Origin of the sequence: Polynucleobacter sp. UB-Tiil-W10, from assembly GCF_018881605.1 — a bacterium.
Lineage (GTDB): Bacteria > Pseudomonadota > Gammaproteobacteria > Burkholderiales > Burkholderiaceae > Polynucleobacter.
The window spans coordinates 816,273-838,844 of the sequence record NZ_JACVPZ010000001.1 but is presented as its reverse complement, the minus strand read 5'-3'; the positions used below and the strand labels follow the sequence as shown (position 1 = coordinate 838,844).

The following is a 22,572-nucleotide window of genomic DNA, read 5'->3' as shown; positions in this document are numbered from 1 at the left end:
TTGACTGATCAAAAAACACCACGCAGTCTCCCGCTTTCTGAAGCAATCACAATTGCCGCGCAAGCGATCAGCGAGGTAATGAGCGGAAGATCTCTTACAGAGGTTCTGGATCAGCTAGAGGCACATGAGCGACCGATCGTTCAGAGTCTGAGCTTTGACGCTCTGCGTAAATGGGTCCGTTCTCATGAGTTGATTAAGGAATTTATTCCAAAGACGCCGCCTCCCGAAGTTGATCATCTATTAAGCGTTGCAATAGCCTTATTTTTGCAAGACATTGGGGAGAGTAAAGGCTATCCAGCACACACGATTGTTGATCAGGCAGTGAAGGCGTGTGGCGAGTATGACAAAACAATCTATGCCAAAGGTTTGGTGAATGCAGTCTTGCGTAAGGTAAGCCTATTGGTTCAGCCACCTGAGGGTGAGAAACGTTTTCCACCCGATCCAATTCCAATGTATGTACCCGCTTGGTGGCGAGCAAATCTCAAACGTAATTATTCCAAAGCATGGCAATCTATTTTGTTTCAACAAGCCAAGCGTGCGCCACTAATTCTGCGTGTGAATCCAAGGCAATATACACGCGAGCAATATCAATCCCTATTGTCCGACGCTGGAATTTCAGCAGCGCCAATAGAAGAGGTGGCCGGTATTCACTTACCTTCTGCCCTTTTGTTGTCTGATGCAGTGCCTGTATCAGACCTGCCTGGTTTTTATAGCGGGGCCGTTTCTGTGCAAGATGCGGGAGCGCAGTTAGCTGCAATCTTATTAAGCCCTCAGGAAGGAGAGTTGGTGCTAGATGCTTGCGCCGCTCCTGGTGGAAAAACAGCACATTTATTAGAGCTTGCAGATTGTTCAATGCAGGCCTTGGAGTTGGATGGAGACCGGATAGGAAAAATTGGGGGTAACCTTGATCGCCTTCGTTTACATTCCGACAAGGTGAAAGTACTCCGCGGCGATGCCTCAAAGGCTGCTTGGTGGGATGGCATTCTTTTTGACAAGATTTTGCTCGATGCCCCCTGTTCAGCTTCGGGAATAGTGTCTCGTCATCCCGATATTCCATTTCTGAGGCGCGAAGCTGATATCAGAGCTCTTCAAGAAAGACAGCGTGCTATTTTGGGTCAAGCATGGAAGATGCTCAAGGCAGGGGGCGCTCTTTTGTATGTAACGTGCTCAATATTTCCTGAAGAAGGTGAAGAGCAGGCTATTTGGTTTGCTGACCAGCACCCCAATGCGGTACGATTAGGCGCTCCAGGGCAGCTTTTGCCTGGCGAGTTAAATGACGGTTTCTACTATGCTTTGTTTAAGAAAAATGGGCCATGAGCCGAAGAATTAAACAATTCCTCTTTCTGTGCTTGATGGTGTTGGGCTTTTTTTCCACAACCGTTAACGCAGAAGGCATCAAAATCAAGTCCTTTGAGCTAGAGAAGGTTGATAACGACTGGCTTCTCAATGCCAGCTTCCAGATAGAGTTATCACCAGGATTAGAAGATGCCGTGCAAAGGGGCGTGGTTCTGTATTTTCAGACTGAGTTTGATTTATCGCGAGCACGTTGGTATTGGTTTGATGAAAAATCTGCGCTTGTACAAAGGCAAACCCGCCTATCTTTTCAGCCACTGACACAGCAGTATCGAATCGCATCCGAAGGCTTTACTTTTTCCGCTAAAACCATTGCTGAGGCATTGCAAGCAGTTGGTAGTATTGGAGGATGGCGAGTCATTGATAATGCCCAACTTGACCCCAGTAGGTCTTATACGGGCTCCCTTCGCATGACTTTGGATCTCACTAAGCTGCCAAAACCATTCCAGGTAAATGCACTTAATAATCGCGACTGGAATGTTTCGAGTGACTGGTATCGTTTTCCATTTTCTTCCAATAGCCCCAATCTAATTAAGCGATGAGACTGATAGCTGCCCTGCTAGACACAAGCTTTTTTACATCAAAGGCTTGGAGCAAAAAGATAATTTCGATCACGATTGGCGCGATCGGTGCATTTGCTCTATTGCTTTTAGTGTTGTTGGCAATCGCCTCATCCAATACAGAATTTTTTGATAATTACTTTATTTGGCTATACGCCGCCAATGTGGTGATTGGCATTTGCTTAACTTTAGTCATTGTGGTTTTGGTGGCTGTCATTGCTGTGCGATGGTATCGAGGACACTTTGGTACGCGTTTGATTGCAAAGCTGGCGATGATCTTCGCTTTGGTTGGTATTGTTCCGGGCTTAATTTTGTACGGCGTATCTTTACAGTTCGTATCACGCAGTATCGAGACTTGGTTTGACGTGAAAGTTGAGACGGCCCTCAACTCAGGCTTAGAGCTGGGGCGCGTTACTTTACGAGTAGCCCAAGAAGAAATTTTGGGCGAAGGTAACTTTATAGCTGAGCAGATTGTGCAGATACCTCCAGGCACTACTACTGAGCAGGTTGCCGCTGCAGTGATGAAGATTCGCAATCAATTCGGTATTCAAGAAGTTAGTCTTTTTAATGTGCAGCGCGATTTGATCTTCACCAGCGAAGTAAAGCCTAAGAAATATTTTCCTGCACCTAATGCCGAGGTGGTTGATGAGGCATTTAAAAAGAAAGGCATTACCTTTTTAGATCAAATTGAAGCGGAAGGCGGGCAACGTGGTTATCGGATTAGGGCAATTGTTCCGATTATTCGCAAAAAGCCCATTCACATCAAATTGGATGCAGGTAAAGATGTGGACGATAAGTATTTTTTACAGCTTGTCCGCATCATTCCAACCCCGTTAGCGAAGAATATTTTTGCAGTTGAATCTGCATATAGTGAATACCAAGAGAAGTCATTAGGGCGAACCGGTCTACGCAAGATGTTTGTGGGGACCTTAACCTTGACCCTTTTCTTTGCAGTATTCGTGGCCATTACTTTGGCTCTTTTATTGGGCAGGCAGCTTGCTCGGCCTCTCTTGATGCTTCTGAGAGGTACTCAAGCGGTTGCGCAGGGAGACTTGTCGCCTAAACCAGAGCTCGATACTGGCGATGAGCTTGGGATGCTTACACGGCAATTTAACGTCATGACTAGGCAGCTAGCTGACACTCGTACCTCTTTGCAAGAATCCAAGGCATTTTTAGAGCGTGTATTGGGCAGTCTTACTGCAGGCGTATGTATTTTTGATAAAAACTACAACGTTGTTTCTAGTAATGCAGGTGCAGACCGAATTTTTAATCAAGATCTTATTCAACTGGATGGGAAGCCCCTTGGCAGCAATCCGGCTTTGCTGGAGTTCGAGGGAGCCATCAGAGAAGGCTTTTCAACCATGAAGCTTGCAGTGCTTAGCGAGGGTGGGACAGAGAAAAAGTCTGCGCAGGCTAGTGCGCCGGTGTGGCAAAAACAAATCCAATTACACAGTACGAATGAATTTGAAAATGAACCGGGCGTGACTTTGTTTGTGCGCGGTACAGAGCTTACTGGTGACTTGCGCATGGTGGTTTTTGATGACATTACTGATGTGGTGAGCGCACAAAGATCGATTGCGTGGAGCGAGGTAGCAAGACGCCTTGCCCATGAAATTAAGAATCCCTTAACTCCAATACAGCTCTCAGCCGAAAGATTGCAGCATAAGCTTGCGGGCAAGTTGAGCCCAGAACAAGAAGAAATGATTAATCGCAGTACCGAGACCATTATTGGTCAAGTACAAGCTATGAAAGAAATGGTGAATGATTTTAGGGATTTTGCGAAGACACCAACACCACAACTAAAGCCAGTCTCCATTAATACCCTTACTTCAGAAATTTTAGGCCTTTATGAAGGCAGCCCCTTACTTGTCCAGTTAGATCCAGGTTGCCCAGAAATCATGGGAGACCCTACCCAATTAAGGCAAGTGATTCATAACTTGTTACAAAATGCTCAAGATGCCACTCTAGAAGGTCCCCATCCGAATAGTCCTGTAGAGGTTAAAACGGAATTAGCGCCTTATGGCGAACACAATGGCGAAGTTCAAAATGCGGTGCGATTAACAATAAGTGATAGTGGAGTTGGATTTCCAGCTAAGATATTGGCAAGAGCCTTTGAACCATATGTGACTACAAAGAGCAAAGGTACGGGACTTGGTTTGGCGGTGGTCAAGAAAATTATTGATGATCACGCTGCCAGAATTGAAATTCGGAACCGGATGCAGGATGGAGAAGTAATTGGTGCGCAAGTATCGATATTGTTTATGAATCTAGCAAAAGAGGCAGCCTAAGCATGGCTAGTATTTTGGTTGTGGATGATGAGATGGGAATTCGTGAGCTTCTCAATGAGATTCTCACTGATGAAGGCCATACGGTGTACTCTGCAGAGAGTGCTATTCAGGCGCGTACTATTCGCGAGCAAATGCGCCCCGATTTAGTCTTGTTGGATATTTGGATGCCTGACACGGATGGCATTACTTTGTTAAAAGAGTGGTCCAACACAGGACAATTGACCATGCCAGTAGTCATGATGTCTGGCCACGCGACGATTGACACCGCTGTTGAAGCTACTCGCATTGGCGCACTAAACTTTTTAGAAAAACCGATTGCCCTACAAAAGCTTCTGAAGACAGTCAGCAAGGCTTTGGAGAGCTCCCCTAAATATGTGGAGCCAGAACAAGAGCGAGCAGTTCAGTCAAACCCTAGCGCTATGGCCGCACCAAAGCAGACCGCTGTCGAATTAGTCGCAGCACCTCTAGAGGGTGAGTTCATCAGCGGAATCGCAAAAACTTACTATGATCTTCCTCTAAGAGAGGCAAGAGACTTGTTTGAGAAGGCGTATTTTGAACATCAAATGCAAATCATGGGCGGTAGCATGACTAAGATTTCAGAGTACACGGGTCTAGAGCGGACGCATTTATATCGCAAGCTTAAAGCCTTGGGAATCGACACATCTCGCAATAAGGGCGAGAGCTAAGCCCCCATGTAATAAGGGCGGCCACACCAAAGAATTCAGCAAAACCCACCAATCAAGGGCGACTCAGAGAAATTTGATAGAACCCTAAGCCAATTCGTTATAATTCTAAGTCTTGGCCTGGTAGCTCAGTCGGTAGAGCAGAGGATTGAAAATCCTTGTGTCGGTGGTTCGATTCCGCCCCGGGCCACCAAGAAACATCGGTCCGTACCGGACACATGCTTTACGTCCGGTACCGACCACATGGTTTACACATTTACCAATCACACCCCCAATACTTTGGGACCAAATGGATTCTCTAGGGCACTAACCTTGTGAGACTCCATATCAAAGTAAGCCATATCGTAATCCATAAAGCTCACTAACCACACATCGTCTTCGACTTGGCGCAGGCCCACGTCATGACCAGCGAACACGGTACTAAAGTGGATCTTTTGATTGCCCAGACAGATCCTGCCGCATTTAGTCACAGTGACTGTTTTATCGTGGAAGGGGTAACTGACATCTGGCAATCCTTCATATTTTCGACTTGATGGGGTATAGAGCTGCGCAGGTTTTTTCATCTCCAAGGCTTGATGGGGTCGCTCATAGTTGTACTCATAGATAAAGTCTTCGAACTTATCTTGTTGTTGCAACAGTGTTTTGGCGGGTGGTTTAGTCGTCGCTTGCTTGAGCGTTAAATGCATGCGCTCATGCCGGCCATTTTGCTGAGGATTACCCGGCTTAATGCGCTCAATGCCAATCCCTAAGCGGAGCCACCAAACTGACAAACTGCTCAGACCATAAATGGCATTGGGGCTAGCAAAGGGCACCCCATTGTCCGAGCGGATAGAGCCTGGCAGGCCATACTCCTTAAAGAGTTGCTCAAAGACGGTAAAGGCTTGCGCCTCACGGGTGCTCTCTAAACCTTCACAGCAAATCAAAAAGCGAGAGGCATAGTCCGTCACCGTTAAGGGATAACAATATTGCTTGTTACCCAACATAAATTCGCCTTTGTAATCTACGCACCATAGGGCATTAGGGGATTGAGTATTGCTTAATGCGGTACCTTCAAGCTTGCCATACCGGCGCCGTTTCTTTTTGACTAGGCCATGGCGATCCAGTACAGCGTGTACGGTGCTCTTAGCTGGCAAAACTAGCTGCGGATAGTGGGTGTGGATGCGGTCTCGCAGTTTAGGAGCGCCCCAGGTGGGGAACTCTTTTTTCAGATTCACGATCAATTGCTCGACCTGGAAGGGCAGCCGGTTGGCTTGCCGAAAGGGTCGTCTACTGCGATCCGTAAAGGCTTCTAGGCCACTGTCTTTATAGCGATCAATGATCTTATGGCCAGTCACTCTGGAGATTCCAAACTCCTGACACAGGGTAGCAATCTTCTCGCCATCGAGGTAACGAGACACAAACTTCAGCTTTTCATCCATCTTCGTACTTTCATTCCACGGCATAGAGTGGTCCCTCCTATGCCAAAAACTGTAAAGTATGTGTCCGGTATAAAACGTAAACTATGTCTCGGGTAGGACAACTAAAACCACCTTCGGGTGGTTTTTTATTTCCAGCCTCCCTTAGAATCTTTCTTATATGACTAGAGAAGAACGCTTCCACCAAATTGCCAAAGAGCTTGGCTATAGCTTTGATGGAGAAATCAAAGTTGGGGGTAATTACAGCCCATTAGTTCAGCATCAAGACACAATCTATATCAGTGGACAAATCCCCCGGGTTGGCAATGACGTGGTTATTCAGGGTGCCTTGGGTGCCGATGTCACGCTTGAGGCGGGGCAGATGGCGGCAAAGATTTGTGTAATGCGAGCCATTGCTCTATTGCTAAAGCATTTGGGTTCATTGGATCGAGTTCAAAAGATCTTGCGAATTTCTGTTTATGTTCAGTCCTCAGCAAGCTTCACCCAGCAAAGCGAAGTTTCAGATGGAGCCTCTGAGGTCTTACATTCAATCTTTTGCGATGCTGGTGTTCATTCAAGAACATCGGTTGGCGCATTTCAATTGCCGAAGAATGCCTCAGTAGAAATTGATTTTGTGGTCGCCGTGGATTAGGCATCTTAGGCCCTGGTCGATTCCGCCCCGGGCCACCAAGAAATACCAAAACCACCTTAGGGTGGTTTTTTCATTTGGTCGGATGGAAAGGTTGCGTGATTCAGAATTTTTAACCTTGGTTGCTTACCCCAACTGATATATGTACAATGTACATATGACTTCATTGCGATTTGAATGGGAGCCCAAAAAAGCTTCAGCCAATTTGAAAAAACACGGCATTTCTTTTGAAGAGGCGAAATCCGTGTTTTATGATGAAAGTGCTAAGTTAATTTCCGATCCCGATCATTCGGAGGATGAAGACAGATTTATCTTGCTGGGGGTAAGCCATTCTCTTCGTGTGATTTTGGTTTGCCATTGTTATCGAAGCGAGAGTAATGTCGTTCGTATTATTTCGGCTCGTAAGGCAACTCCTAAAGAGTCAAAAGCTTATTAAAGGTGATGAAGATGCGTAAAGAATATGATTTCTCAAAGGCTCGTAAAAACCCATATGCTTCTATGCTCAAGAGGCCTATAACCATTAGATTGGATGAGGACTCAGTGAACTACTTCAAATCTGTATCAGAGGAGGTGGGTATTCCTTATCAAAGCCTTATTAATCTCTATTTGAGAGATTGCGCCGCTTCGCATAAGAAATTGAACCTTAGCTGGAAGTAGGATTAAGCATCCTCAGCCCCGGTCGATTCCCCCCGACAACCAAGAAACACCAAAACCACCTTCAGGTGTTTTTTCATTTATGCCTTAGGATTTTAAATGTGCTCGCAGGCGCTATGGGTTAAGCTGTTTCGATGGATAAAAATAATTTCATGACTACGCCTGTTAAGCGATCTTCAACATCACTGTTTTCAAATGCGTTTATAGATTTTTATCATTTAGTGGTGCGGATGACATGGCCTCGTTTTTTAGCTTCTTTCGTCATTGTATTTTTAGCCATTAATTTGTTTTTTGGTTTCTTATATTGTCTTCAAAGCGACTCCATTAGTGGGCTTAAAGGTATTGGGTTTCTAGAATATTTTTTCTTTAGCGTTCAAACCTTAGCCACTATTGGTTATGGAAGCATGTATCCCCAAACACTCTACGGACATATTTTGGTCACTGTTGAGGCAATGATTGGGTTGTTGGGTGTCGGCATGTTTGCGGCCCTCGCATTTGCCCGAATTTCATTACCAAGATCGCGAGTGGTTTTTAGCAATACAGCTGTAATAAATAATTTTGAGGGTCAACCGGCCCTAATGTTTAGGATGGCCAATGAGAGAAATAACCGCATCATTGGCGCTGAGGTAGAGTTGAGCCTGTTCATACAAGAGACTACCAAAGAAGGCCAAAGTATGCGGCGGATATATGACTTAAGTCTAGCCCGCAACCATACGCCTATGTTGGCCCTAACTTGGCTTGTGATTCATCCAATCGATGAAAAAAGTCCTCTATCAAAGTTATCCCAAGAAGATTTATCAAAAGCAGACTTTGCTTTGGTAGCAACCGTTAAGGGCTTGGATGAGACTGTTTCACAAACAATTCATTCCAACCACACCTATACATTTGAAGATATTCGGTGGAATCATCGCTTTGTAGATTTGTATCGTAAAAATGAGTCAGACATGAAAGTTCTTATTGATCAGACTTTGATTCACGATACGATAGAAGAAGTAAGATAGCCTAACCTCAATTGATGAGTCAAACCCTCGCCAGACTGGTTAAAGAAATCCGTTCTTGTGCTTTGTGTACAGAGCATTTACCTTTGGGCCCAAGACCCATTATTCAGGTTAGTAGTGCAGCAAAGATTCTCATAGTGGGCCAAGCCCCCGGCAGTCGAGTTCATGAAACCGGAATTCCATTTAACGATCCTAGTGGCGATCGTCTTAGGGGGTGGATGGGCATTGATAAAGAAGTCTTTTATGACGATAAGAAGATTGCCCTTGTTCCAATGGGCTTTTGTTTTCCCGGAACAGGTAAATCAGGCGATCTACCTCCAAGACCAGAATGTGCGGATACATGGCGAGTCAAGCTATTAGAGCAACTACCCAATATCAAGCTAACTATTATTGTTGGTCAATACGCTCAAGCATGGCACTTAGACAAAGGCGGTAAAGAGAATTTGACTGAAACGGTAATGGCATGGAAAGACTATTGGCCCAAAGCGATTCCTTTGCCACATCCAAGCCCCAGAAACAATATTTGGCTAAAGAAGAATCCTTGGTTTGAGGAAGAGGTTTTGCCTTCCCTTAAGAAGAGGGTAAAGGCTGTATTGAAGTAGGATCAGACATCCTTAGCTCTAGTCAATTCCGCCCCGGGCCACCAAGAAACACCAAAACCACCTTTGGGTGGTTTTTTCATTTATAAAGTAGGTGTTAAAGACTGCCAAGGAAAAAGCACAATGACTCAGGATAGTTTGCTTAAGAATCCATCCCGTCGAAATCTTTTAGGATCGGGAGCCGCATTATTAGGTTCAACCATGCTTCCAGAGATGGGGGCTGTTGCGCAGACTGCAAATGCAAGTTTGGTGCCGCCTGATAGTCCGCCTGCTGGCTATAACATTCTCTATATCTTGGTTGATCAAGAGCATTTTTTCCCCAAATGGCCTTTCCCAGTACCTGCTCGAGAAGCCATTAAGAAAAAAGCAATTACTTTCTTGAACCACCAAGCTGCATCTTGCGTTTGTTCTTCTGCTCGTTCAGTTCTGTATACGGGTCAACACATCCAGCACACTGGGATTGCTGATAACTTAAACTATATTTGGCAACGCGATTTATCTACCAATATAAAAACAATTGGTCATCGCCTAACCGAGCTAGGCTATCACGCCAGTTATCAGGGTAAATGGCATTTATCCGCTACGATGGATTTAACTTCTAATCCATTAGATGTTCCACTAAAGCAATATCAAAAAACAATTGAATCTTATGGGTTCAAAGATTATTTTGGCTTGGGTGATTTAACGGACACCACATTGGGCGGGTATCACTATGACGATGTCACTGTATCGTCAGTTAGCACTTGGTTTAGAACGCAAGGGCAGGAATTAAAAACTAAAGGACAGCCTTGGTATTTGGCAGTCAATTTTGTTAATCCGCATGATGTGATGTATTTCAACTCCGATTTGCCGAATGAAAACATTCAAAGCAAATCACACTCAATGCATATTGCCAGAGCTCCTAATGACGAGATTTACAGCGCCACCTGGAATGATGTGCCATTGCCTCCCACGCGGAGTCAATCATTTGATGCCCCCGGAAGACCTAAGGGCCAAAAGCTATACCAGCAAATTATGGATGTCATGGTGGGGCAATGGCCCAATGAAGATCGTCGCTGGAGAGATTTGCAGAACTATTATTTCAATGCTATTCGCGATTGTGATCGTAGAGTCGAAGCGATTCTAGACATGCTTAAAACGAATGGTATGGAAAAAAACACCATTGTCATTTTTAATGCTGATCATGGTGAGCTTGGTGGACATCATCAGATGCGCGGCAAGGGTACTTCAACCTACCAACAGCAAAACCACCTGCCCTTAATGATTGTTCATCCGGCATACCCTGGTGGAGTGGAGTGTCAGGCAATTACCTCGCAAGTAGATATGACTCCAACCATCATTGGTCTGACCGGTAAGGATCCAGTTGCCCGTCAAAAAGCGAGCGAAGGATTAAAGGGCAAAGACTTTTCAGGGTTATTAAAAAATCCTGGACAAGCTAAATTAGACTCTTCGCGCTCAGCCTCATTATTTAATTTTGATATGCTGTCTTATCAAGATACGAGGTGGGCAAGTATGGTTGTTGATACGAAGAAATTTAATTCTTCCGACCCGAAGGTTCAAGAGGCCCTGCTCAAAAATTCTCCGCCAAACTTTTCGAATAGAACTTCCATAAGAAGCATTTTTGATGGGCAATATCGCTTCTCGAGATACTTTGGACCAAATAACTTCAATACACCCAAAACGATGGAGGCATTAATTACCAATAACGATCTTGAAATTTATGATCTCAAAAATGACCCACAGGAAGTGAATAATCTTGCTCTAGATTTGAAGAAAAATGCCGATCTGATTTTGGCGCTGAACCAAAAAACAAATGAGCTTATAGCTAGTGAGGTGGGCATAGACAATGGCGCCTTCATGCCCATCCGAAATGGAAAGTGGTATTTTCCGCCAAGCAGTGAGCGCTAAATTCAGGCATCCTAAATCCGGGTTGAATTCGCCCTGGGTGACCAATAAATACCAAAACCACCTTCGGGTGGTTTTTTATTTTGGGCGGTTAGGGTTAATCTAATTCCAGCCGAATAATAAAGCGAATATTCTATTGCTCTAAACCCATATTGGCGCCCTATTCCAATTTAGAGGTTTTTACTTTTATGGAAACTCAAAAATGAGCACAAAATTTTTAGCAGTTGTTATTTCATTGTCAGCCATTAGTTCTCTGGCATTTGCGCGAGATTCGAGTGTGGCAGGTAATGAGATCGCCCTTGCTTCCCAGAATGCCGCCTTGAGCACCAATACAATTGGAAAGGGTTATGGCCCACAATCCCCTCGAGACTTGGGGTCCAAAAATGGTTCAAACAAGCGCCTTTTTAATCCCGCGCCTGCTTACCAAAATTTGAATCTATGCAATATCCATGTGCATAAAAATGCAGAGCATAAGGGTGGTGAGTTCACAGAATTTGCTGGATATGGCGATGGTCATGGTTATGAAACTGGCTACAAGTACTCCGGAAAGCTTTCTCCAGCTGAGTTAAAGCCTCTAGCCCAGCAAGTCTGCAAAGGGGATCATGGCAGCCTCTCGGTTGGCGACACAATTGAAGCGCACTATGTTCACAGCTCAGCTCAAGTGAAGCCAGGCCCAACTTTAGGTTCGTGCTTGAGCGAAACGCTTAGCAATCCCCAGTTACGAGTTGAGGCGCAGGTTTATGTATTAGTAAATGATCCGTCGGCTCTAGACTTCGAAGCGCTTGCAAAAACTGGTGAGCTTAATGGATATCAACAGGCGCTAAATATTCCTAAAAATGCTGGCCTACCGATTGAGTATGCTGGATCAACTACAGGCCCTTCCTACAATGAAAAAGGATCTCCATTACAAGTTTCATGGAGTGTTTATCCTAAAGTGTTGAAGGTGAATGCCGAATCTGTTGGTAAATGGTGCAGCGGGAATGACTTCAAGGAAGATCATGCTCATGGAGCAAGAAATCTTGTTAGGGATCCCGAGCTTCTCTCAAACATTAAATAAATTATTCCGGCATGCGTCAGGCATCCTCAGCCCTGGTCGATTCCGCCCGAACCGCTAAGAATCTTAATAGCCCACTTGTTGGGCTATTTTCTTTTGTGGTTTTTTGTAATGGGCACTGTTGGTCTCGAATACCCCTATCAAGAAGCGCCCCCTAAAAAGGACGCATCAGTTAGTCATTTATGATTTTGATAGCTTTTTGGCGATTCGCTTGTTAATATCCTTGAGCATTGCTTCATCAGGCTCGCTCCAATTGGTACCAGCTTGATTTGCCATATAAACGACCCCAGAAGCAAACTCAGCAACAGTTAAGTCGGGCCTTCCGCCTTTTGGATGCATTGCTCTGACCCCGTAATAACCATTAGAAGTGATATGTGCGTGACCCTCTTTGATTAACTTACCCCATTGTTTTTTATCGCCCACAATAGGGGCCTTATACGTCTCTTCACCGTTAGCCATCCTCAATGAGCTGACAAAAGACAAGCTGAGAAATGGGAAATATTTCACTTCTTTTAAAGTTCAGAGTAGGGTTTGTAATTGATATTTGAATCATCATTTTTTCTGAGAGAGAGTTTTCTCGAATGAATGCCAGATCTTTGCATTAGTCGATTCTGGCCTAGCTACCCAATAACATCAAAACTATCTTCGGGTTGCTTCTTTATTTGTGGTTGATAGGGTTATTGCCCATATTAGCTTTGCGCCGAAAAGAACAAACTGACTCTATTTTTCATGAGTATTTTTTGAGGCTAGGGGAAGAAGTGAGTTCTGATGATCCAAATCAATTAGTTGAACTTAGCTACATCAGTAAAGCAACTCATGACATGGGCTTGTCAAGCTTGATCCATTTATTTGATGTTGCGCGAAAGTGGAATGTAGATCATGAGCTTACAGGTGCTCTCTTCTATGAAAATGGACATTTTGCGCAGATTCTTGAAGGAAGGCGAAAAGATGTTTTGTTCATTTGGGAAAAAATTCAAAAAGACTATCGTCACAAGGTTCTTCATCGAATTGAGCTAGACGAGATTGATCAAAGATTATTTCCCAATTGGGCATTAAGGTTTTATGGGGGCGACCAAATTGCTAAGGATGTTCCTCATCTGGTCGGTGTACTAGATGGTCTACCGAGTCATGATGTTGAGTTATTGAGAATCATGCGCTCAGTAGCCAAAGGGGGGTAAAGATGAGGATTGAGTATTCTTGGCCCAGTAAGAAACATCAAAACTACTTTCAGGGGACTTTTGCTTAAGGGATCTTCTATAAATTGATTACTCATCAATGGAGCTGATATGACGCAATCTTCCCGCCGTAGTTTCTTGAAAACTTCTGCTATCGGTGCTGTAGCTATTGCTGGGCCGCAGGCTCTTGCTCAAAGCCAAATCCCCTCTAAGAAAACAATCGCAGAGGTGAGGGCATTAGAAGCAAAAGAAATTCAGCAAACTACCTCTAGCTGGAATGACGGTCTAGCCCATCCAATACCCTATAAAAATCCCCCAGGGAAAGGAAAAGATAGGGCAATTGTTTTGGGTGGTGGCTCTGAATACATGAGCTCATTTTTAGTTGGCTATTTTCATGCCTTGCTAAAAAATGGCATCGATCTGCGCTTGGCCGATATCGTAGTTGGCACATCTGCCGGAGCAGTTTTGGGTAGCGCTTTATTGGGAGGTCGCCTAGACTTATTCTCCGCAGAATTTAATTTATTGGCCGACTATCCAAAAATTATGGCTAAGCTAGTTCCAACGAAAAAGTTTTCTCCTAGCCAAGAGCGGGTCATGAGAATGGGGCTAAATGCTAAGGATGGCAATCCCGATACTATTCAGGCGATTGGCCATGCGGCGATGGCGGCAAAGTCAATTCCATCTGAAAAGTTTCAAACCAACATTAAAGTTTTCCTGGGGGGTATGAAAGATATCCCTGGGAAGATGTATATCACCTCGATTGATTGCTATACCGCTGAACGTTTAGTGATTGCGCCAGATTCGGGGGTATCGGTGGTTGATGCATGTGCGGCCAGCGCTTCTGCTCCTGGCGTGACTGGCCCAACTTGGGTGAAGGATCGTGTTTGCATGGACGGCAGCATTGGTTCGACTGAGACGCATTGCGATATTGTGGCTGGATCAAGAAGGGCTCTCGTGGTTGCTTTAGCCGATACCATTGAGCAGGAAAAGGAAGGCCTTCGATTAAATCATTTGCCCAATACCATTCTGCAGGAGGTTAAAGATCTTGAGGCAGGGGGAACCAAAACTAAACTTGTTGTTGTAGGAATGCTGCCTGGTAGAAAAACCATGAGTGTTGTGGACCCGGCAATCATGGAGCCAGCCATTAAATATGGCTATGAGCGAGGGATGCAAGACCTTCCAGAGATGAAACGTTTTTGGGCTTAGGAATCGTTACTTCTCCTATGCAGCCGAAGTTACTCCGGCTACCAAGAAACAGCTAAACCACCTTGGGGTGGTTTTTCATTGGGCAGGATGTAGTGGCTCAAAGAGTCCTGAGTCGTAGAATGTAGATTCAATGCCAATTCAGTTTATTCAGCTTTTAACTAGCGCTCAGCGCTCTCATAAGACCAATATTCAGCTTGGCGCTTATATGGCATTTGTGGCGGGCGCTGTTAATGCGGGGGGATTTCTTGCAATAGCTCGCTATACATCGCATATGAGCGGAATCATTTCAGCGATTGGAGACGATCTCGCATTAAGCAACTTTATTTCTGTTTTAGGTGGAATCTCACTCCTGCTCTCATTTTTATTGGGCGCTGCCACAACTGCCATTATTGTTAATTGGGGGCATAGAAGAAAAATTCATAGTGAGTTTGCCTTGCCGCTATTAGTCGAAGCTATCTTGCTATTGGTATTCGGTTTGGTTGGCGCCAATCTGAACGTGTACCTGCCTTTGACAGTCCCAGCGATTGCGCTCCTGTTATGTTTTGTGATGGGCTTGCAAAATGCAATAGTCACTAAAGCCTCAAGAGCAGAAATTAGAACTACCCATATGACAGGCGTAATTACTGATATTGGGATAGAGCTGGGCAAGCTGATTTATTGGAATAAGTCAGAAGAGGCCAATAAGACTGGTTATGTCAAAGCCAATAGAGAAAAACTAAAAGCCCATTCATTCATTTTTGGAATGTTCTTGTTTGGCGGAATTATTGGAGCAGTAAGCTTTAAGAAGGTTGGCTATATTTCGGTGGTGCCCCTATCCATCTCCCTTGTCTTTATTGCGGGCCTACAGATTTATAGAGACATTAGGTCTGCTTTGAAAGATAGGGTCCAATCAGGATCTCAGGGTAATTGAAATTAAGTGATTTATGAGGCTTACCAAAGCGATCCATTCTGATATTCCTGGCCTTACTGAGTTATTGAAGACTCTTTTTGAGCAGGAAGCTGAGTTTGAGCCTAACTCGGAAGCCCAAAGCAGCGCCCTGAGCAAAATTATTTCTGATCCAAAGATCGGCATAGTTTTGATTGCCAAAGACAATGAAAAAATATTCGGAATGGTTAATCTGCTGTTTACGGAATCAACCGCACTAGGTTCTACAGTAGCAATTATTGAAGATATGATTGTTTTATCCGCCTTCAGGGGCGAAGGTATCGGCTCTCAATTAATAGACTATGCAATTAGCGAAGCTAAAAACGTGGGCTGCAAGCGAATCACTTTACTAACAGATATAGACAATCCTCAAGCCCAATCTTTCTATCAAAAGAAAGGTTTTATGAAATCAAAGATGACTCCTTATAGGCTTTTGCTGGATTAGACATTTCGGGGTCGTCTGGCCGTCTCCAGTTATGGACTGCCAAGAAACACAACAGGCACCTTCGGGCGGTTTTTCTTTTGCGTTGTATGAATTCGTTAAGATTCAGTTATGCCTATTTCATCCAATATCTTCGGCCCACTTTCTTTTATTGGGCTTTTGGCCCTTTCCAATGTCTTTATGACATTTGCTTGGTATGCCCACCTCAAGAATCTATCTTCTAAACCCTGGTGGATTGCCGTGTTCGCAAGTTGGGCAATTGCTTTGCTGGAATATGCATTTCAGGTTCCAGCAAATCGAATTGGATTTCAATACTTCTCTCTGGGGCAACTCAAAATTACCCAAGAGGTTATTACCCTAAGCGTATTTGTGCCATTTGCCGTTTTCTACATGGGCGAACCTTTTAAGACTGATTACATTTGGGCGGGTCTTTGCTTATTAGGCGCGGTTTATTTTATGTTTAGGGGATAGGGGTTGGGCATCACCTGCATTAGTCGACCCCGCCCATTTCCCTTGTATTTAATGGCGTTGCACGATAAACATCAATTAGGGGTAAAGTATTTAGGTAACTTCAAAAGGAGATCTAAATGAATCAAATTAAAAGCATATTGGTTGGCTTGATTGCCGCTGCCACATTGGCTGCATGTTCATCGATGATGGGCGGGTCAATGGCGCCGTACACCAAAGTAAATGATGGCATGTTAGTGGGTAGTAATAATATGACTTTGTATACCTTTGCCAAAGATACCGCTGGTTCAGGTAAGTCTATGTGTAATGGCCCATGTGCTGCCAATTGGCCGCCACTTTTAGTTGATGGCAGTCCAGCAGTATCAGGCGATTACTCTGTTATCACACGTGATGATGGCAAAAAGCAATTAGCATTTAAAGGCATGCCTCTCTATTTCTGGGTTAAAGACACTAAGCCAGGAGATAAAACAGGGGACGGTTTCTTAAATGGCGCCTGGCAAATTGTGAAGATGTAATAGGGGCTAAGCAGGATTAAACATCCTCAGCCTTGGTGGATTCTGTTTCGGGCCACCACGAATTTCCAAAACCACCTTCGGGTGGTTTTTTATTTACAGAAGATTAATTCCAAAGCCCTTCATCAGCAAGGCAAATAAGCCAAAGCATATAACGGTTGTCACTATGCACATGCCGATAGTCATCCAAAACCCAATTTTTGGGAGTAAGTATGGAAATAATAGAAACATAGGCAATGTTGGGATCACATACCAAAATGTGTAATAAGCGTGATTGGAGATCTTATCTTCCGGCTGCTTCTCTACATACAGCCAGACAAGCGTTAAAAGAGTCATGAGCGGTAATGCCGCAATAAAGCCACCCAATCGATCGCTTCTCTTGGCTATCTCAGAAATGAATACAACCATGCCTGCGGTTAATAAATATTTGGTAATGATCCAGGCCATATAAACCTTTGATGTTAGAGGGTTGCCCCATTATAGGAATGTTGTTTTAAACAACAGTAAAAGAAGCTATGGTGCTAAATTGAGTCTGTCATGTTTAAAACAATTCTTTCGCTTCCTCGCACCGTTTGGCTCATTGGGCTCATTAGCTTTGTTAATGACTCTGCGAGCGAAATGCTCTACCCATTAATGCCTTTGTACTTGGCGTCAGTTTTAATGGCAGGTCCAAAAGCACTTGGAATTATTGAAGGCATTGCCGAGGCAACTTCTAGTATTTTCAAGTTAGTCTCAGGCGTCATTGTTGATCGCACTAAAAAAGCCAAGCCTTGGATTGTTTTGGGTTACACCCTTGCCGGCATTGGGAGGCCTCTGATTGCGCTGGCGAACTCATGGCTATGGGTATTGGCAATCCGCTTTACAGATCGTATGGGCAAGGGACTGAGAAGCTCACCTAGAGATGCTTTGTTGGCTGAGACCGTGAGCGAGAAGCAGCGAGGCGTTACTTTTGGTTTACATCGCTCGATGGATAACGCTGGGGCTGTGATTGGCCCATTACTGGCCACCATGTTTTTATCCATGGGCGTTCCGCTCAAAGATATTTTTTTCTGGGCAATAGTGCCGGCATTCATTACCATTGCTCTTGCTTTGTGTATTCGGGAGCCACTTAGAGAAGCTGTTCCACAAGCTAGTAAATTTAGCTGGTCTCTTAAGGGAATGCCTGATCAGTTCAAAAGATATCTTGTTGTGGCTGGAATCTTTGCTTTGGCAAATTCATCAGACATGTTTTTGTTATTAAGGGCAAGAGAAGCAGGAGTCCCACAAGAACAGATTCCATTGCTATGGGCAGCAATCTCGTTGATCACCACTTTGTTCGGCACCCCTTTATCAGCACTATCAGATACTTTTGGTCGCAAGCGATTTATTTTGATTGCTTGGGCCGCTTTTGCGTTCTTTTATATTGCCATGGGTTTGCCGGGTATTTCTATCTATCAAATATTTGGACTGTTTGGGATCTATGGATTGTTTAAGGCGGCAACCGAGGGCGTAGAGAAAGCATTGGTAGCAGACATGGCGCCCAAGGGATTGGCTGGCACAGCATTTGGTTGGTTTAATTTAATTACGGGGCTAATGCTATTTCCAGCCTCATTCATCTTTGGATGGGTATACGAATCAATAGCGCCACTCTATGCCTTCTTATTCTCTGGCGGCTGTGCATTAGTCGCATTTGTATTGATGGCTACCTGGGTATATCGGCCTGAAAGATCTTAGGCCTTGGTCTTGAGCGATTTCAAACACCATTTCAGCAAACCTTTTGACTAATATCAAAGCGCAGCGGCATGATTTTTTAAATGTCGTTACTTAGTCATTTAATGAGATCATACTGAACGAGTAAGTTAAGCGAGATAGGGCATCATGAGTTGAAAGTATGGGTCTATGGACAATGAAATAGAAGATCACGAATCACAAACGCCCGTCAAACAAGCGGCCGCAAAGAAGAGCACATTAGTTAGCGTCGTTGTTAACATTGGCTTAACAGTTTCTCAAGTATTTGCAGGCATTGTGTCTGGCTCCCAAGGCTTAATTGCAGACGGTATTCATTCCGCGACAGATCTAGTTGCCGATTTTGTGGTGCTCTTTGCCAATCACCATAGTGCAAAAGGTGCGGATGAGGATCACCATTACGGACATCAAAGATATGAAACTGCCGCCTCTTTATTTTTAGGAATTTCTTTATTAGTAGTTGGGGCCGGCATGCTCTTTAAGGCCGGAGAAAAGATTGTCAACCCCGTGCCAGCCGGACAAATTCAAATCCTTGCTTTGTATGTAGCGCTGGCTTCTTTGGTTGCTAAAGAATTACTGTTTAGATATATGTTGGCAGTGGCTAAGCGAGTTCGCTCTTCAATGCTGGTGGCCAATGCTTGGCATGCGAGATCAGATGCGGCCTCCTCATTGGTGGTTTCTATTGGTATTGTTGGTGCTTTATTAGGGCACCCCATATTTGATGCTATTGGCGCTTTAGTCGTTGGCTTAATGGTGGCAAAAATGGGCTGGAAGTTTGGCTGGGATGCCTTGCATGACTTGATGGATAGGGCGGTATCAGAAGAAGAGCATCGACAAATTGAAGAAATCATTCAATCTACCGAAGGCGTTAGAGGTTTTCACGACTTAAGAACTCGAAAGATGGGTGACATGATTTTGGTTGATGTTCATATTGATGTGGATGCAAATGCCACCGTAAAAGTTGGACACGATATTGCCCTAAAGGCTGGCAATCAAATCAAAAAACAATTGCCGGTTCTGAACGTAATGACTCACATTGATCCTGTTTAAAAAAATGATCCCTTGCACAACTTTATAGAAGCAATAATTGGATTAAATTGAAGGTGAATGGCCTTGTAGCGGCGACAGAATTCAGCCCCAAGATACTATGAAGCACTAAAACTACCTTCGAGCGGTTTTTTATTTATTTCCTAGGTTATTTAGGAGTTTTATTTTGTATAGTAGGCATCTATGACCAATCTTAATCAGCTCCCTACAGGCCTACCCATTCCACAAGACGATGGCTCGACCAATCATTTAAAGGGAATGCGGTTGCCTAACGTCTCTTTAAATGCTACCAATGGTCAGGTTATTCATTTTGGTGACATCAAGGGCAAATTGGTTATCTATTGTTATCCGATGACAGGGCAGCCTAATATTGCTCTGCCCGATGGTTGGGATCAAATTCCTGGAGCAAGAGGCTGTACGCCTCAAAGTTGTTCATTTAGAGATCACCATCAAGAGCTTCTAGCATTGAATGCAGAAGTTGTCGGATTAAGTGTTCAATCCACTGAATATCAAAAAGAGATGGCCGATAGACTTCACTTGCCATTTCCAATCGTTAGTGATGAGGATTATCAATTTCAAAAGGCCCTGAATATGCCTACCTTTGTGGCCGCTGGAATGACATTGTTAAAGCGAGTCACACTAATTAGTAATAATGGTGTGATTGAGGCAGTTCACTACCCCATCTTCCCAAGCGACAGTGACCCAGCTTGGGTGATTGATTATTTGAGGCATCACTAGTGTGGGGCGTCAAAAATACTATTTTTAAACGACAATAAGAATTCTTACTAACAAGTTGGGAGCCTTATGTACAAGCTAATCGCTTTTGATGCCTATGGAACATTATTTGATGTGTATTCCATGGGGCAGCTAGCAGAAGAATTATTTCCAGGACATGGACAAGCCTTGGCTTTAATGTGGCGCGATCGCCAAATTGAATACACCCGACTTGTGACCATGAGCGACCCCAGCCCAAATGGTAGTAAGTATTACCTTCCATTTTGGGAGCTAACCATTCGCTCCTTGCACTATGTTTGTAGGCGGATGGGGCTAGAGATCACTGCCGAATACGAAAAGCGTCTCATGGATCAGTATGCCAAGCTCACTGGCTTTGACGACAGCCTCGATGTTCTTAAGGCCCTCAAGGGAAAAGGTATTTCTACTGCGATATTGTCCAATGGCAGTAGAGAGATGTTGGCCACAGTAGTCGAGAGTAATGGCTTAAGTCCTTACTTAGATAAAGTAGTCACTATTGAGGATGTACGTTTATTTAAAACGGCCCCACAGGCCTATGAACTGCTATTAAAAGCATTCCCAGTCAAGAAAGAAGAAGTACTTTTTGTATCGAGCAATGCTTGGGATGCTCTAGCGGCTAAGTGGTATGGTTTCGATGTTTTTTGGGTTAACCGCCTCGGACATCCCTTTGAAGAGATTGGTGAAAAACCAAACTATGAAGGCGATTGTTTAAGTAAGGTGTTGGAAGCTATCTAAGGAATAATCAATGTTATTGGTCACAGCAACGGTTGCCTCTTTACTAACAATGATCTTCATCAAACTTTCTTTTGCCGTCATTGGCCTCAGAAGAAAAAATAAGGTTGGTTTAGGAAGTGGAGGCCATGATGATTTAGAAAGAGCCATTCGCGCTCATGGTAACTTCGCTGAGTATGTGCCATTTGGAATTATCTTGATTGCTTGCCTTGAATTAAATGGCGCCCCATTGTGGTTGGTTGCTATTCCAGGTATCGCGCTCATTATTGGGCGTTTGATACATGCAAAGGGTATTAATACTCCTCCACCAGATTTCAGCAAGCGTGTAATGGGAATGAAATTCACTTTTTTCACGCTGATTGCATTGGTTTTTATGAACTTGGGATGGGTTTTATATAAGTTGGTTGGCGGATAATTAAGTCGATTAATCCGCATCTATAAAACATTAATTTAATCGAGATAAAACAACATGAAAAAAACATTCTTTACATTAGCTGTAGCTTTGTTTGCTTTGGTCTTAAGTGGTTGCCAAGCAAGTACCACCTCTCCAGTTGGCGTTAATTGCAACTACACTGGCAAGCCAATGTGGGAGATGCCTGTAGATTGTCAGGGGCGGTAAGTAATTTTGAGCAAGATAAGCCGCCTACGGGTGGCTTGTTAATTGCTGTTTACTTAAAGCGATAAGCGAGGGCCATAAAAATATTGTCTTGAAATGAGCGATTCATGACGGGGCTGTTATTGATTCCGCTGCCCATCCATTTGCGTTTGCCATAAATATTGATATACCAGTTATCCACGACTGGAATTTCTACCATCAGGCCGGCTAAAAGATTATTTGTTGCTGGGGCCGTATAGGCTGTATAGCCAGTAAGTGTCGACTCTCCAGGGTTGATGCCATAGTAATAATTAGCGTATTGACTTGACTGCCGCTCTATGCCAACTTGGGGATAGACCACCACTTTTTTGTAGGTTTCAATTTCGGCGAAGTATAAAAATTCATACAAAGCACCTTTAGATTTTCCAAAGTCATGATACGCATTTACAAAAAATCCACCGATGGGTGTTTCTTGAAAAGTTCCTAAGCCTAGAGGAATTGGATCACTTCGATTAATTGAATTTCCATTTATTGAAGACTTCACTTTATAGGTGTCTAAGTTTATCTTTCCTATTACCTCAAGGTAGCCATAACCCATCTTAAAAGTTTTAATGCCCACTTCATCTATGCGAGCAAAGAATCGTTGATAGTCAAAAAAAGCATAAGGCAGTACCAGGGATTGGGTGCCTTCGGTTCCAATGTGTAAGTTAGAGGTGTAAACAGCTGCGCCGATATCCCCAACAATGCGATCAGGAAGTTCATCGGGAACGTCGCTGATGGCATAAGACGAGCATGGCATTAAAAGCCCAAATAAGAGGGCTGCGGCTAAGGAAAAGTAGTATCGCATTGCACTAT

27 protein-coding genes and 1 tRNA gene are annotated in these 22,572 nt (G+C 44.0%); 24 read left to right on the top strand and 4 right to left on the bottom strand.

Annotation, left to right across the window (positions count from 1 at the left end; genetic code table 11):
* The 5 genes from rsmB to ICN33_RS04215 all read left to right on the top strand — a co-directional run bounded on the left by rsmB (window position 1) and on the right by ICN33_RS04215 (window position 5,077).
* On the top strand, window positions 1–1,317 hold the full coding sequence (gene rsmB / locus ICN33_RS04235; RefSeq protein WP_216194846.1) for a 16S rRNA (cytosine(967)-C(5))-methyltransferase RsmB: 1,317 nt from the start codon (window positions 1–3) through the stop codon (window positions 1,315–1,317).
* Window positions 1,314–1,895 (top strand): DUF4390 domain-containing protein, encoded by a 582-nt coding sequence (locus ICN33_RS04230; RefSeq protein ID WP_216194844.1) that lies wholly within the window; start codon window positions 1,314–1,316, stop codon window positions 1,893–1,895. Before rsmB ends, ICN33_RS04230 begins: the two co-directional genes overlap by 4 nt.
* Window positions 1,892–4,201: a PAS domain-containing sensor histidine kinase gene (locus ICN33_RS04225; protein ID WP_216194842.1), complete on the top strand. Its 2,310-nt coding sequence runs from the start codon at window positions 1,892–1,894 to the stop codon at window positions 4,199–4,201. Before ICN33_RS04230 ends, ICN33_RS04225 begins: the two co-directional genes overlap by 4 nt.
* 2 nt (window positions 4,202–4,203) lie before the next feature.
* Entirely contained in the window at window positions 4,204–4,887 is a 684-nt protein-coding gene (locus ICN33_RS04220; protein WP_216194840.1) for a response regulator, read from the top strand.
* A gap of 114 nt (window positions 4,888–5,001) precedes the next feature.
* Window positions 5,002–5,077: transfer RNA gene (locus ICN33_RS04215), tRNA-Phe, on the top strand.
* Between the two features lie 70 nt (window positions 5,078–5,147).
* Here the strand turns inward: ICN33_RS04215 and ICN33_RS04210 are convergent.
* A complete protein-coding gene (locus tag ICN33_RS04210; RefSeq protein ID WP_216194205.1) occupies window positions 5,148–6,326 on the bottom strand; it encodes an integrase core domain-containing protein in 1,179 nt (392 codons plus the stop codon).
* A gap of 133 nt (window positions 6,327–6,459) precedes the next feature.
* On the opposite strand from ICN33_RS04210, the gene ICN33_RS04205 reads away from it, so the two are divergent.
* The 7 genes from ICN33_RS04205 (at window position 6,460) to ICN33_RS04175 (ending at window position 12,140) form a co-directional block, all read left to right on the top strand.
* A complete protein-coding gene (locus tag ICN33_RS04205) occupies window positions 6,460–6,930 on the top strand; it encodes a RidA family protein (RefSeq protein WP_216194838.1) in 471 nt (156 codons plus the stop codon).
* Window positions 6,931–7,084: 154 nt separating this feature from the next.
* On the top strand, window positions 7,085–7,363 hold the full coding sequence (locus ICN33_RS04200) for a BrnT family toxin (protein WP_216194835.1): 279 nt from the start codon (window positions 7,085–7,087) through the stop codon (window positions 7,361–7,363).
* 5 nt (window positions 7,364–7,368) lie between these two features.
* Window positions 7,369–7,584 (top strand): BrnA antitoxin family protein, encoded by a 216-nt coding sequence (locus tag ICN33_RS04195; protein WP_370623219.1) that lies wholly within the window; start codon window positions 7,369–7,371, stop codon window positions 7,582–7,584.
* A 149-nt stretch (window positions 7,585–7,733) separates the two neighbouring features.
* On the top strand, window positions 7,734–8,582 hold the full coding sequence (locus tag ICN33_RS04190) for an ion channel (protein WP_216194831.1): 849 nt from the start codon (window positions 7,734–7,736) through the stop codon (window positions 8,580–8,582).
* Between the two features lie 14 nt (window positions 8,583–8,596).
* Window positions 8,597–9,181: a uracil-DNA glycosylase family protein gene (locus tag ICN33_RS04185; protein WP_216194828.1), complete on the top strand. Its 585-nt coding sequence runs from the start codon at window positions 8,597–8,599 to the stop codon at window positions 9,179–9,181.
* A gap of 120 nt (window positions 9,182–9,301) precedes the next feature.
* Complete coding sequence (locus tag ICN33_RS04180) at window positions 9,302–11,086, top strand: sulfatase-like hydrolase/transferase (RefSeq protein WP_216194827.1); 1,785 nt, start codon at window positions 9,302–9,304, stop codon at window positions 11,084–11,086.
* Between the two features lie 199 nt (window positions 11,087–11,285).
* Window positions 11,286–12,140, top strand: a complete 855-nt coding sequence (locus ICN33_RS04175) for a delta-class carbonic anhydrase (protein ID WP_216194826.1) — start codon at window positions 11,286–11,288, stop codon at window positions 12,138–12,140.
* Between the two features lie 177 nt (window positions 12,141–12,317).
* On the opposite strand, the gene ICN33_RS04170 is transcribed toward ICN33_RS04175, so the two are convergent.
* Window positions 12,318–12,644, bottom strand: a complete 327-nt coding sequence (locus ICN33_RS04170) for a hypothetical protein (RefSeq protein ID WP_216194824.1) — start codon at window positions 12,642–12,644, stop codon at window positions 12,318–12,320.
* Window positions 12,645–12,895: 251 nt separating this feature from the next.
* Between ICN33_RS04170 and ICN33_RS04165 the strand changes: the two genes are divergently transcribed.
* The 6 genes from ICN33_RS04165 to ICN33_RS04140 all read left to right on the top strand — a co-directional run bounded on the left by ICN33_RS04165 (window position 12,896) and on the right by ICN33_RS04140 (window position 16,868).
* Complete coding sequence (locus tag ICN33_RS04165; protein WP_216194822.1) at window positions 12,896–13,315, top strand: BLUF domain-containing protein; 420 nt, start codon at window positions 12,896–12,898, stop codon at window positions 13,313–13,315.
* A gap of 108 nt (window positions 13,316–13,423) precedes the next feature.
* A complete protein-coding gene (locus ICN33_RS04160) occupies window positions 13,424–14,518 on the top strand; it encodes a patatin-like phospholipase family protein (RefSeq protein WP_216194819.1) in 1,095 nt (364 codons plus the stop codon).
* A gap of 130 nt (window positions 14,519–14,648) precedes the next feature.
* Window positions 14,649–15,428: a YoaK family protein gene (locus ICN33_RS04155; protein ID WP_216194817.1), complete on the top strand. Its 780-nt coding sequence runs from the start codon at window positions 14,649–14,651 to the stop codon at window positions 15,426–15,428.
* Between the two features lie 13 nt (window positions 15,429–15,441).
* Window positions 15,442–15,888, top strand: coding sequence for a GNAT family N-acetyltransferase (locus tag ICN33_RS04150; RefSeq protein WP_216194815.1), 447 nt, complete (start codon window positions 15,442–15,444; stop codon window positions 15,886–15,888).
* Between the two features lie 108 nt (window positions 15,889–15,996).
* A complete protein-coding gene (locus ICN33_RS04145; RefSeq protein ID WP_216194813.1) occupies window positions 15,997–16,356 on the top strand; it encodes a DMT family protein in 360 nt (119 codons plus the stop codon).
* 116 nt (window positions 16,357–16,472) lie between these two features.
* A complete protein-coding gene (locus ICN33_RS04140) occupies window positions 16,473–16,868 on the top strand; it encodes a hypothetical protein (protein WP_216194811.1) in 396 nt (131 codons plus the stop codon).
* A gap of 93 nt (window positions 16,869–16,961) precedes the next feature.
* Here ICN33_RS04140 and ICN33_RS04135 read toward each other — a convergent pair whose 3' ends face one another.
* Window positions 16,962–17,312, bottom strand: a complete 351-nt coding sequence (locus tag ICN33_RS04135; RefSeq protein WP_216194809.1) for a DUF3147 family protein — start codon at window positions 17,310–17,312, stop codon at window positions 16,962–16,964.
* A 90-nt stretch (window positions 17,313–17,402) separates the two neighbouring features.
* On the opposite strand from ICN33_RS04135, the gene ICN33_RS04130 reads away from it, so the two are divergent.
* The 6 genes from ICN33_RS04130 to ICN33_RS04105 all read left to right on the top strand — a co-directional run bounded on the left by ICN33_RS04130 (window position 17,403) and on the right by ICN33_RS04105 (window position 21,741).
* Window positions 17,403–18,578, top strand: a complete 1,176-nt coding sequence (locus ICN33_RS04130) for an MFS transporter (protein ID WP_216194807.1) — start codon at window positions 17,403–17,405, stop codon at window positions 18,576–18,578.
* A 165-nt stretch (window positions 18,579–18,743) separates the two neighbouring features.
* Complete coding sequence (locus tag ICN33_RS04125) at window positions 18,744–19,640, top strand: cation diffusion facilitator family transporter (protein ID WP_216194805.1); 897 nt, start codon at window positions 18,744–18,746, stop codon at window positions 19,638–19,640.
* A gap of 180 nt (window positions 19,641–19,820) precedes the next feature.
* On the top strand, window positions 19,821–20,375 hold the full coding sequence (locus ICN33_RS04120) for a peroxiredoxin (protein WP_216194803.1): 555 nt from the start codon (window positions 19,821–19,823) through the stop codon (window positions 20,373–20,375).
* A 66-nt stretch (window positions 20,376–20,441) separates the two neighbouring features.
* Entirely contained in the window at window positions 20,442–21,125 is a 684-nt protein-coding gene (locus tag ICN33_RS04115; RefSeq protein ID WP_216194802.1) for a haloacid dehalogenase type II, read from the top strand.
* Window positions 21,126–21,135: 10 nt separating this feature from the next.
* On the top strand, window positions 21,136–21,537 hold the full coding sequence (locus tag ICN33_RS04110) for an MAPEG family protein (RefSeq protein ID WP_216194800.1): 402 nt from the start codon (window positions 21,136–21,138) through the stop codon (window positions 21,535–21,537).
* Between the two features lie 54 nt (window positions 21,538–21,591).
* Window positions 21,592–21,741, top strand: coding sequence for a hypothetical protein (locus ICN33_RS04105; protein WP_216194798.1), 150 nt, complete (start codon window positions 21,592–21,594; stop codon window positions 21,739–21,741).
* A gap of 49 nt (window positions 21,742–21,790) precedes the next feature.
* Here the strand turns inward: ICN33_RS04105 and ICN33_RS04100 are convergent, their stop codons facing one another.
* Window positions 21,791–22,564, bottom strand: coding sequence for a MipA/OmpV family protein (locus ICN33_RS04100; protein ID WP_216194796.1), 774 nt, complete (start codon window positions 22,562–22,564; stop codon window positions 21,791–21,793).
* Window positions 22,565–22,572: the final 8 nt, after the last annotated feature.

Bases quoted from the DNA above. Each gene is read 5' to 3' on its own strand.
- ICN33_RS04230 (WP_216194844.1), top strand. From the start codon at position 1,314: ATGAGCCGAAGAATTAAACAATTCCTCTTTCTGTGCTTGATGGTGTTG.
- ICN33_RS04225 (WP_216194842.1), top strand. From the start codon at position 1,892: ATGAGACTGATAGCTGCCCTGCTAGACACAAGCTTTTTTACATCAAAG.
- ICN33_RS04220 (WP_216194840.1), top strand. From the start codon at position 4,204: ATGGCTAGTATTTTGGTTGTGGATGATGAGATGGGAATTCGTGAGCTT.
- ICN33_RS04210 (WP_216194205.1), bottom strand. From the start codon at position 6,326: ATGCCGTGGAATGAAAGTACGAAGATGGATGAAAAGCTGAAGTTTGTG.
- ICN33_RS04205 (WP_216194838.1), top strand. From the start codon at position 6,460: ATGACTAGAGAAGAACGCTTCCACCAAATTGCCAAAGAGCTTGGCTAT.
- ICN33_RS04200 (WP_216194835.1), top strand. From the start codon at position 7,085: ATGACTTCATTGCGATTTGAATGGGAGCCCAAAAAAGCTTCAGCCAAT.
- ICN33_RS04195 (WP_370623219.1), top strand. From the start codon at position 7,369: ATGAAGATGCGTAAAGAATATGATTTCTCAAAGGCTCGTAAAAACCCA.
- ICN33_RS04190 (WP_216194831.1), top strand. From the start codon at position 7,734: ATGACTACGCCTGTTAAGCGATCTTCAACATCACTGTTTTCAAATGCG.
- ICN33_RS04185 (WP_216194828.1), top strand. From the start codon at position 8,597: ATGAGTCAAACCCTCGCCAGACTGGTTAAAGAAATCCGTTCTTGTGCT.
- ICN33_RS04180 (WP_216194827.1), top strand. From the start codon at position 9,302: ATGACTCAGGATAGTTTGCTTAAGAATCCATCCCGTCGAAATCTTTTA.
- ICN33_RS04175 (WP_216194826.1), top strand. From the start codon at position 11,286: ATGAGCACAAAATTTTTAGCAGTTGTTATTTCATTGTCAGCCATTAGT.
- ICN33_RS04160 (WP_216194819.1), top strand. From the start codon at position 13,424: ATGACGCAATCTTCCCGCCGTAGTTTCTTGAAAACTTCTGCTATCGGT.
- ICN33_RS04155 (WP_216194817.1), top strand. From the start codon at position 14,649: ATGCCAATTCAGTTTATTCAGCTTTTAACTAGCGCTCAGCGCTCTCAT.
- ICN33_RS04150 (WP_216194815.1), top strand. From the start codon at position 15,442: ATGAGGCTTACCAAAGCGATCCATTCTGATATTCCTGGCCTTACTGAG.
- ICN33_RS04145 (WP_216194813.1), top strand. From the start codon at position 15,997: ATGCCTATTTCATCCAATATCTTCGGCCCACTTTCTTTTATTGGGCTT.
- ICN33_RS04140 (WP_216194811.1), top strand. From the start codon at position 16,473: ATGAATCAAATTAAAAGCATATTGGTTGGCTTGATTGCCGCTGCCACA.
- ICN33_RS04135 (WP_216194809.1), bottom strand. From the start codon at position 17,312: ATGGCCTGGATCATTACCAAATATTTATTAACCGCAGGCATGGTTGTA.
- ICN33_RS04130 (WP_216194807.1), top strand. From the start codon at position 17,403: ATGTTTAAAACAATTCTTTCGCTTCCTCGCACCGTTTGGCTCATTGGG.
- ICN33_RS04125 (WP_216194805.1), top strand. From the start codon at position 18,744: ATGGACAATGAAATAGAAGATCACGAATCACAAACGCCCGTCAAACAA.
- ICN33_RS04120 (WP_216194803.1), top strand. From the start codon at position 19,821: ATGACCAATCTTAATCAGCTCCCTACAGGCCTACCCATTCCACAAGAC.
- ICN33_RS04115 (WP_216194802.1), top strand. From the start codon at position 20,442: ATGTACAAGCTAATCGCTTTTGATGCCTATGGAACATTATTTGATGTG.
- ICN33_RS04110 (WP_216194800.1), top strand. From the start codon at position 21,136: ATGTTATTGGTCACAGCAACGGTTGCCTCTTTACTAACAATGATCTTC.
- ICN33_RS04105 (WP_216194798.1), top strand. From the start codon at position 21,592: ATGAAAAAAACATTCTTTACATTAGCTGTAGCTTTGTTTGCTTTGGTC.
- ICN33_RS04100 (WP_216194796.1), bottom strand. From the start codon at position 22,564: ATGCGATACTACTTTTCCTTAGCCGCAGCCCTCTTATTTGGGCTTTTA.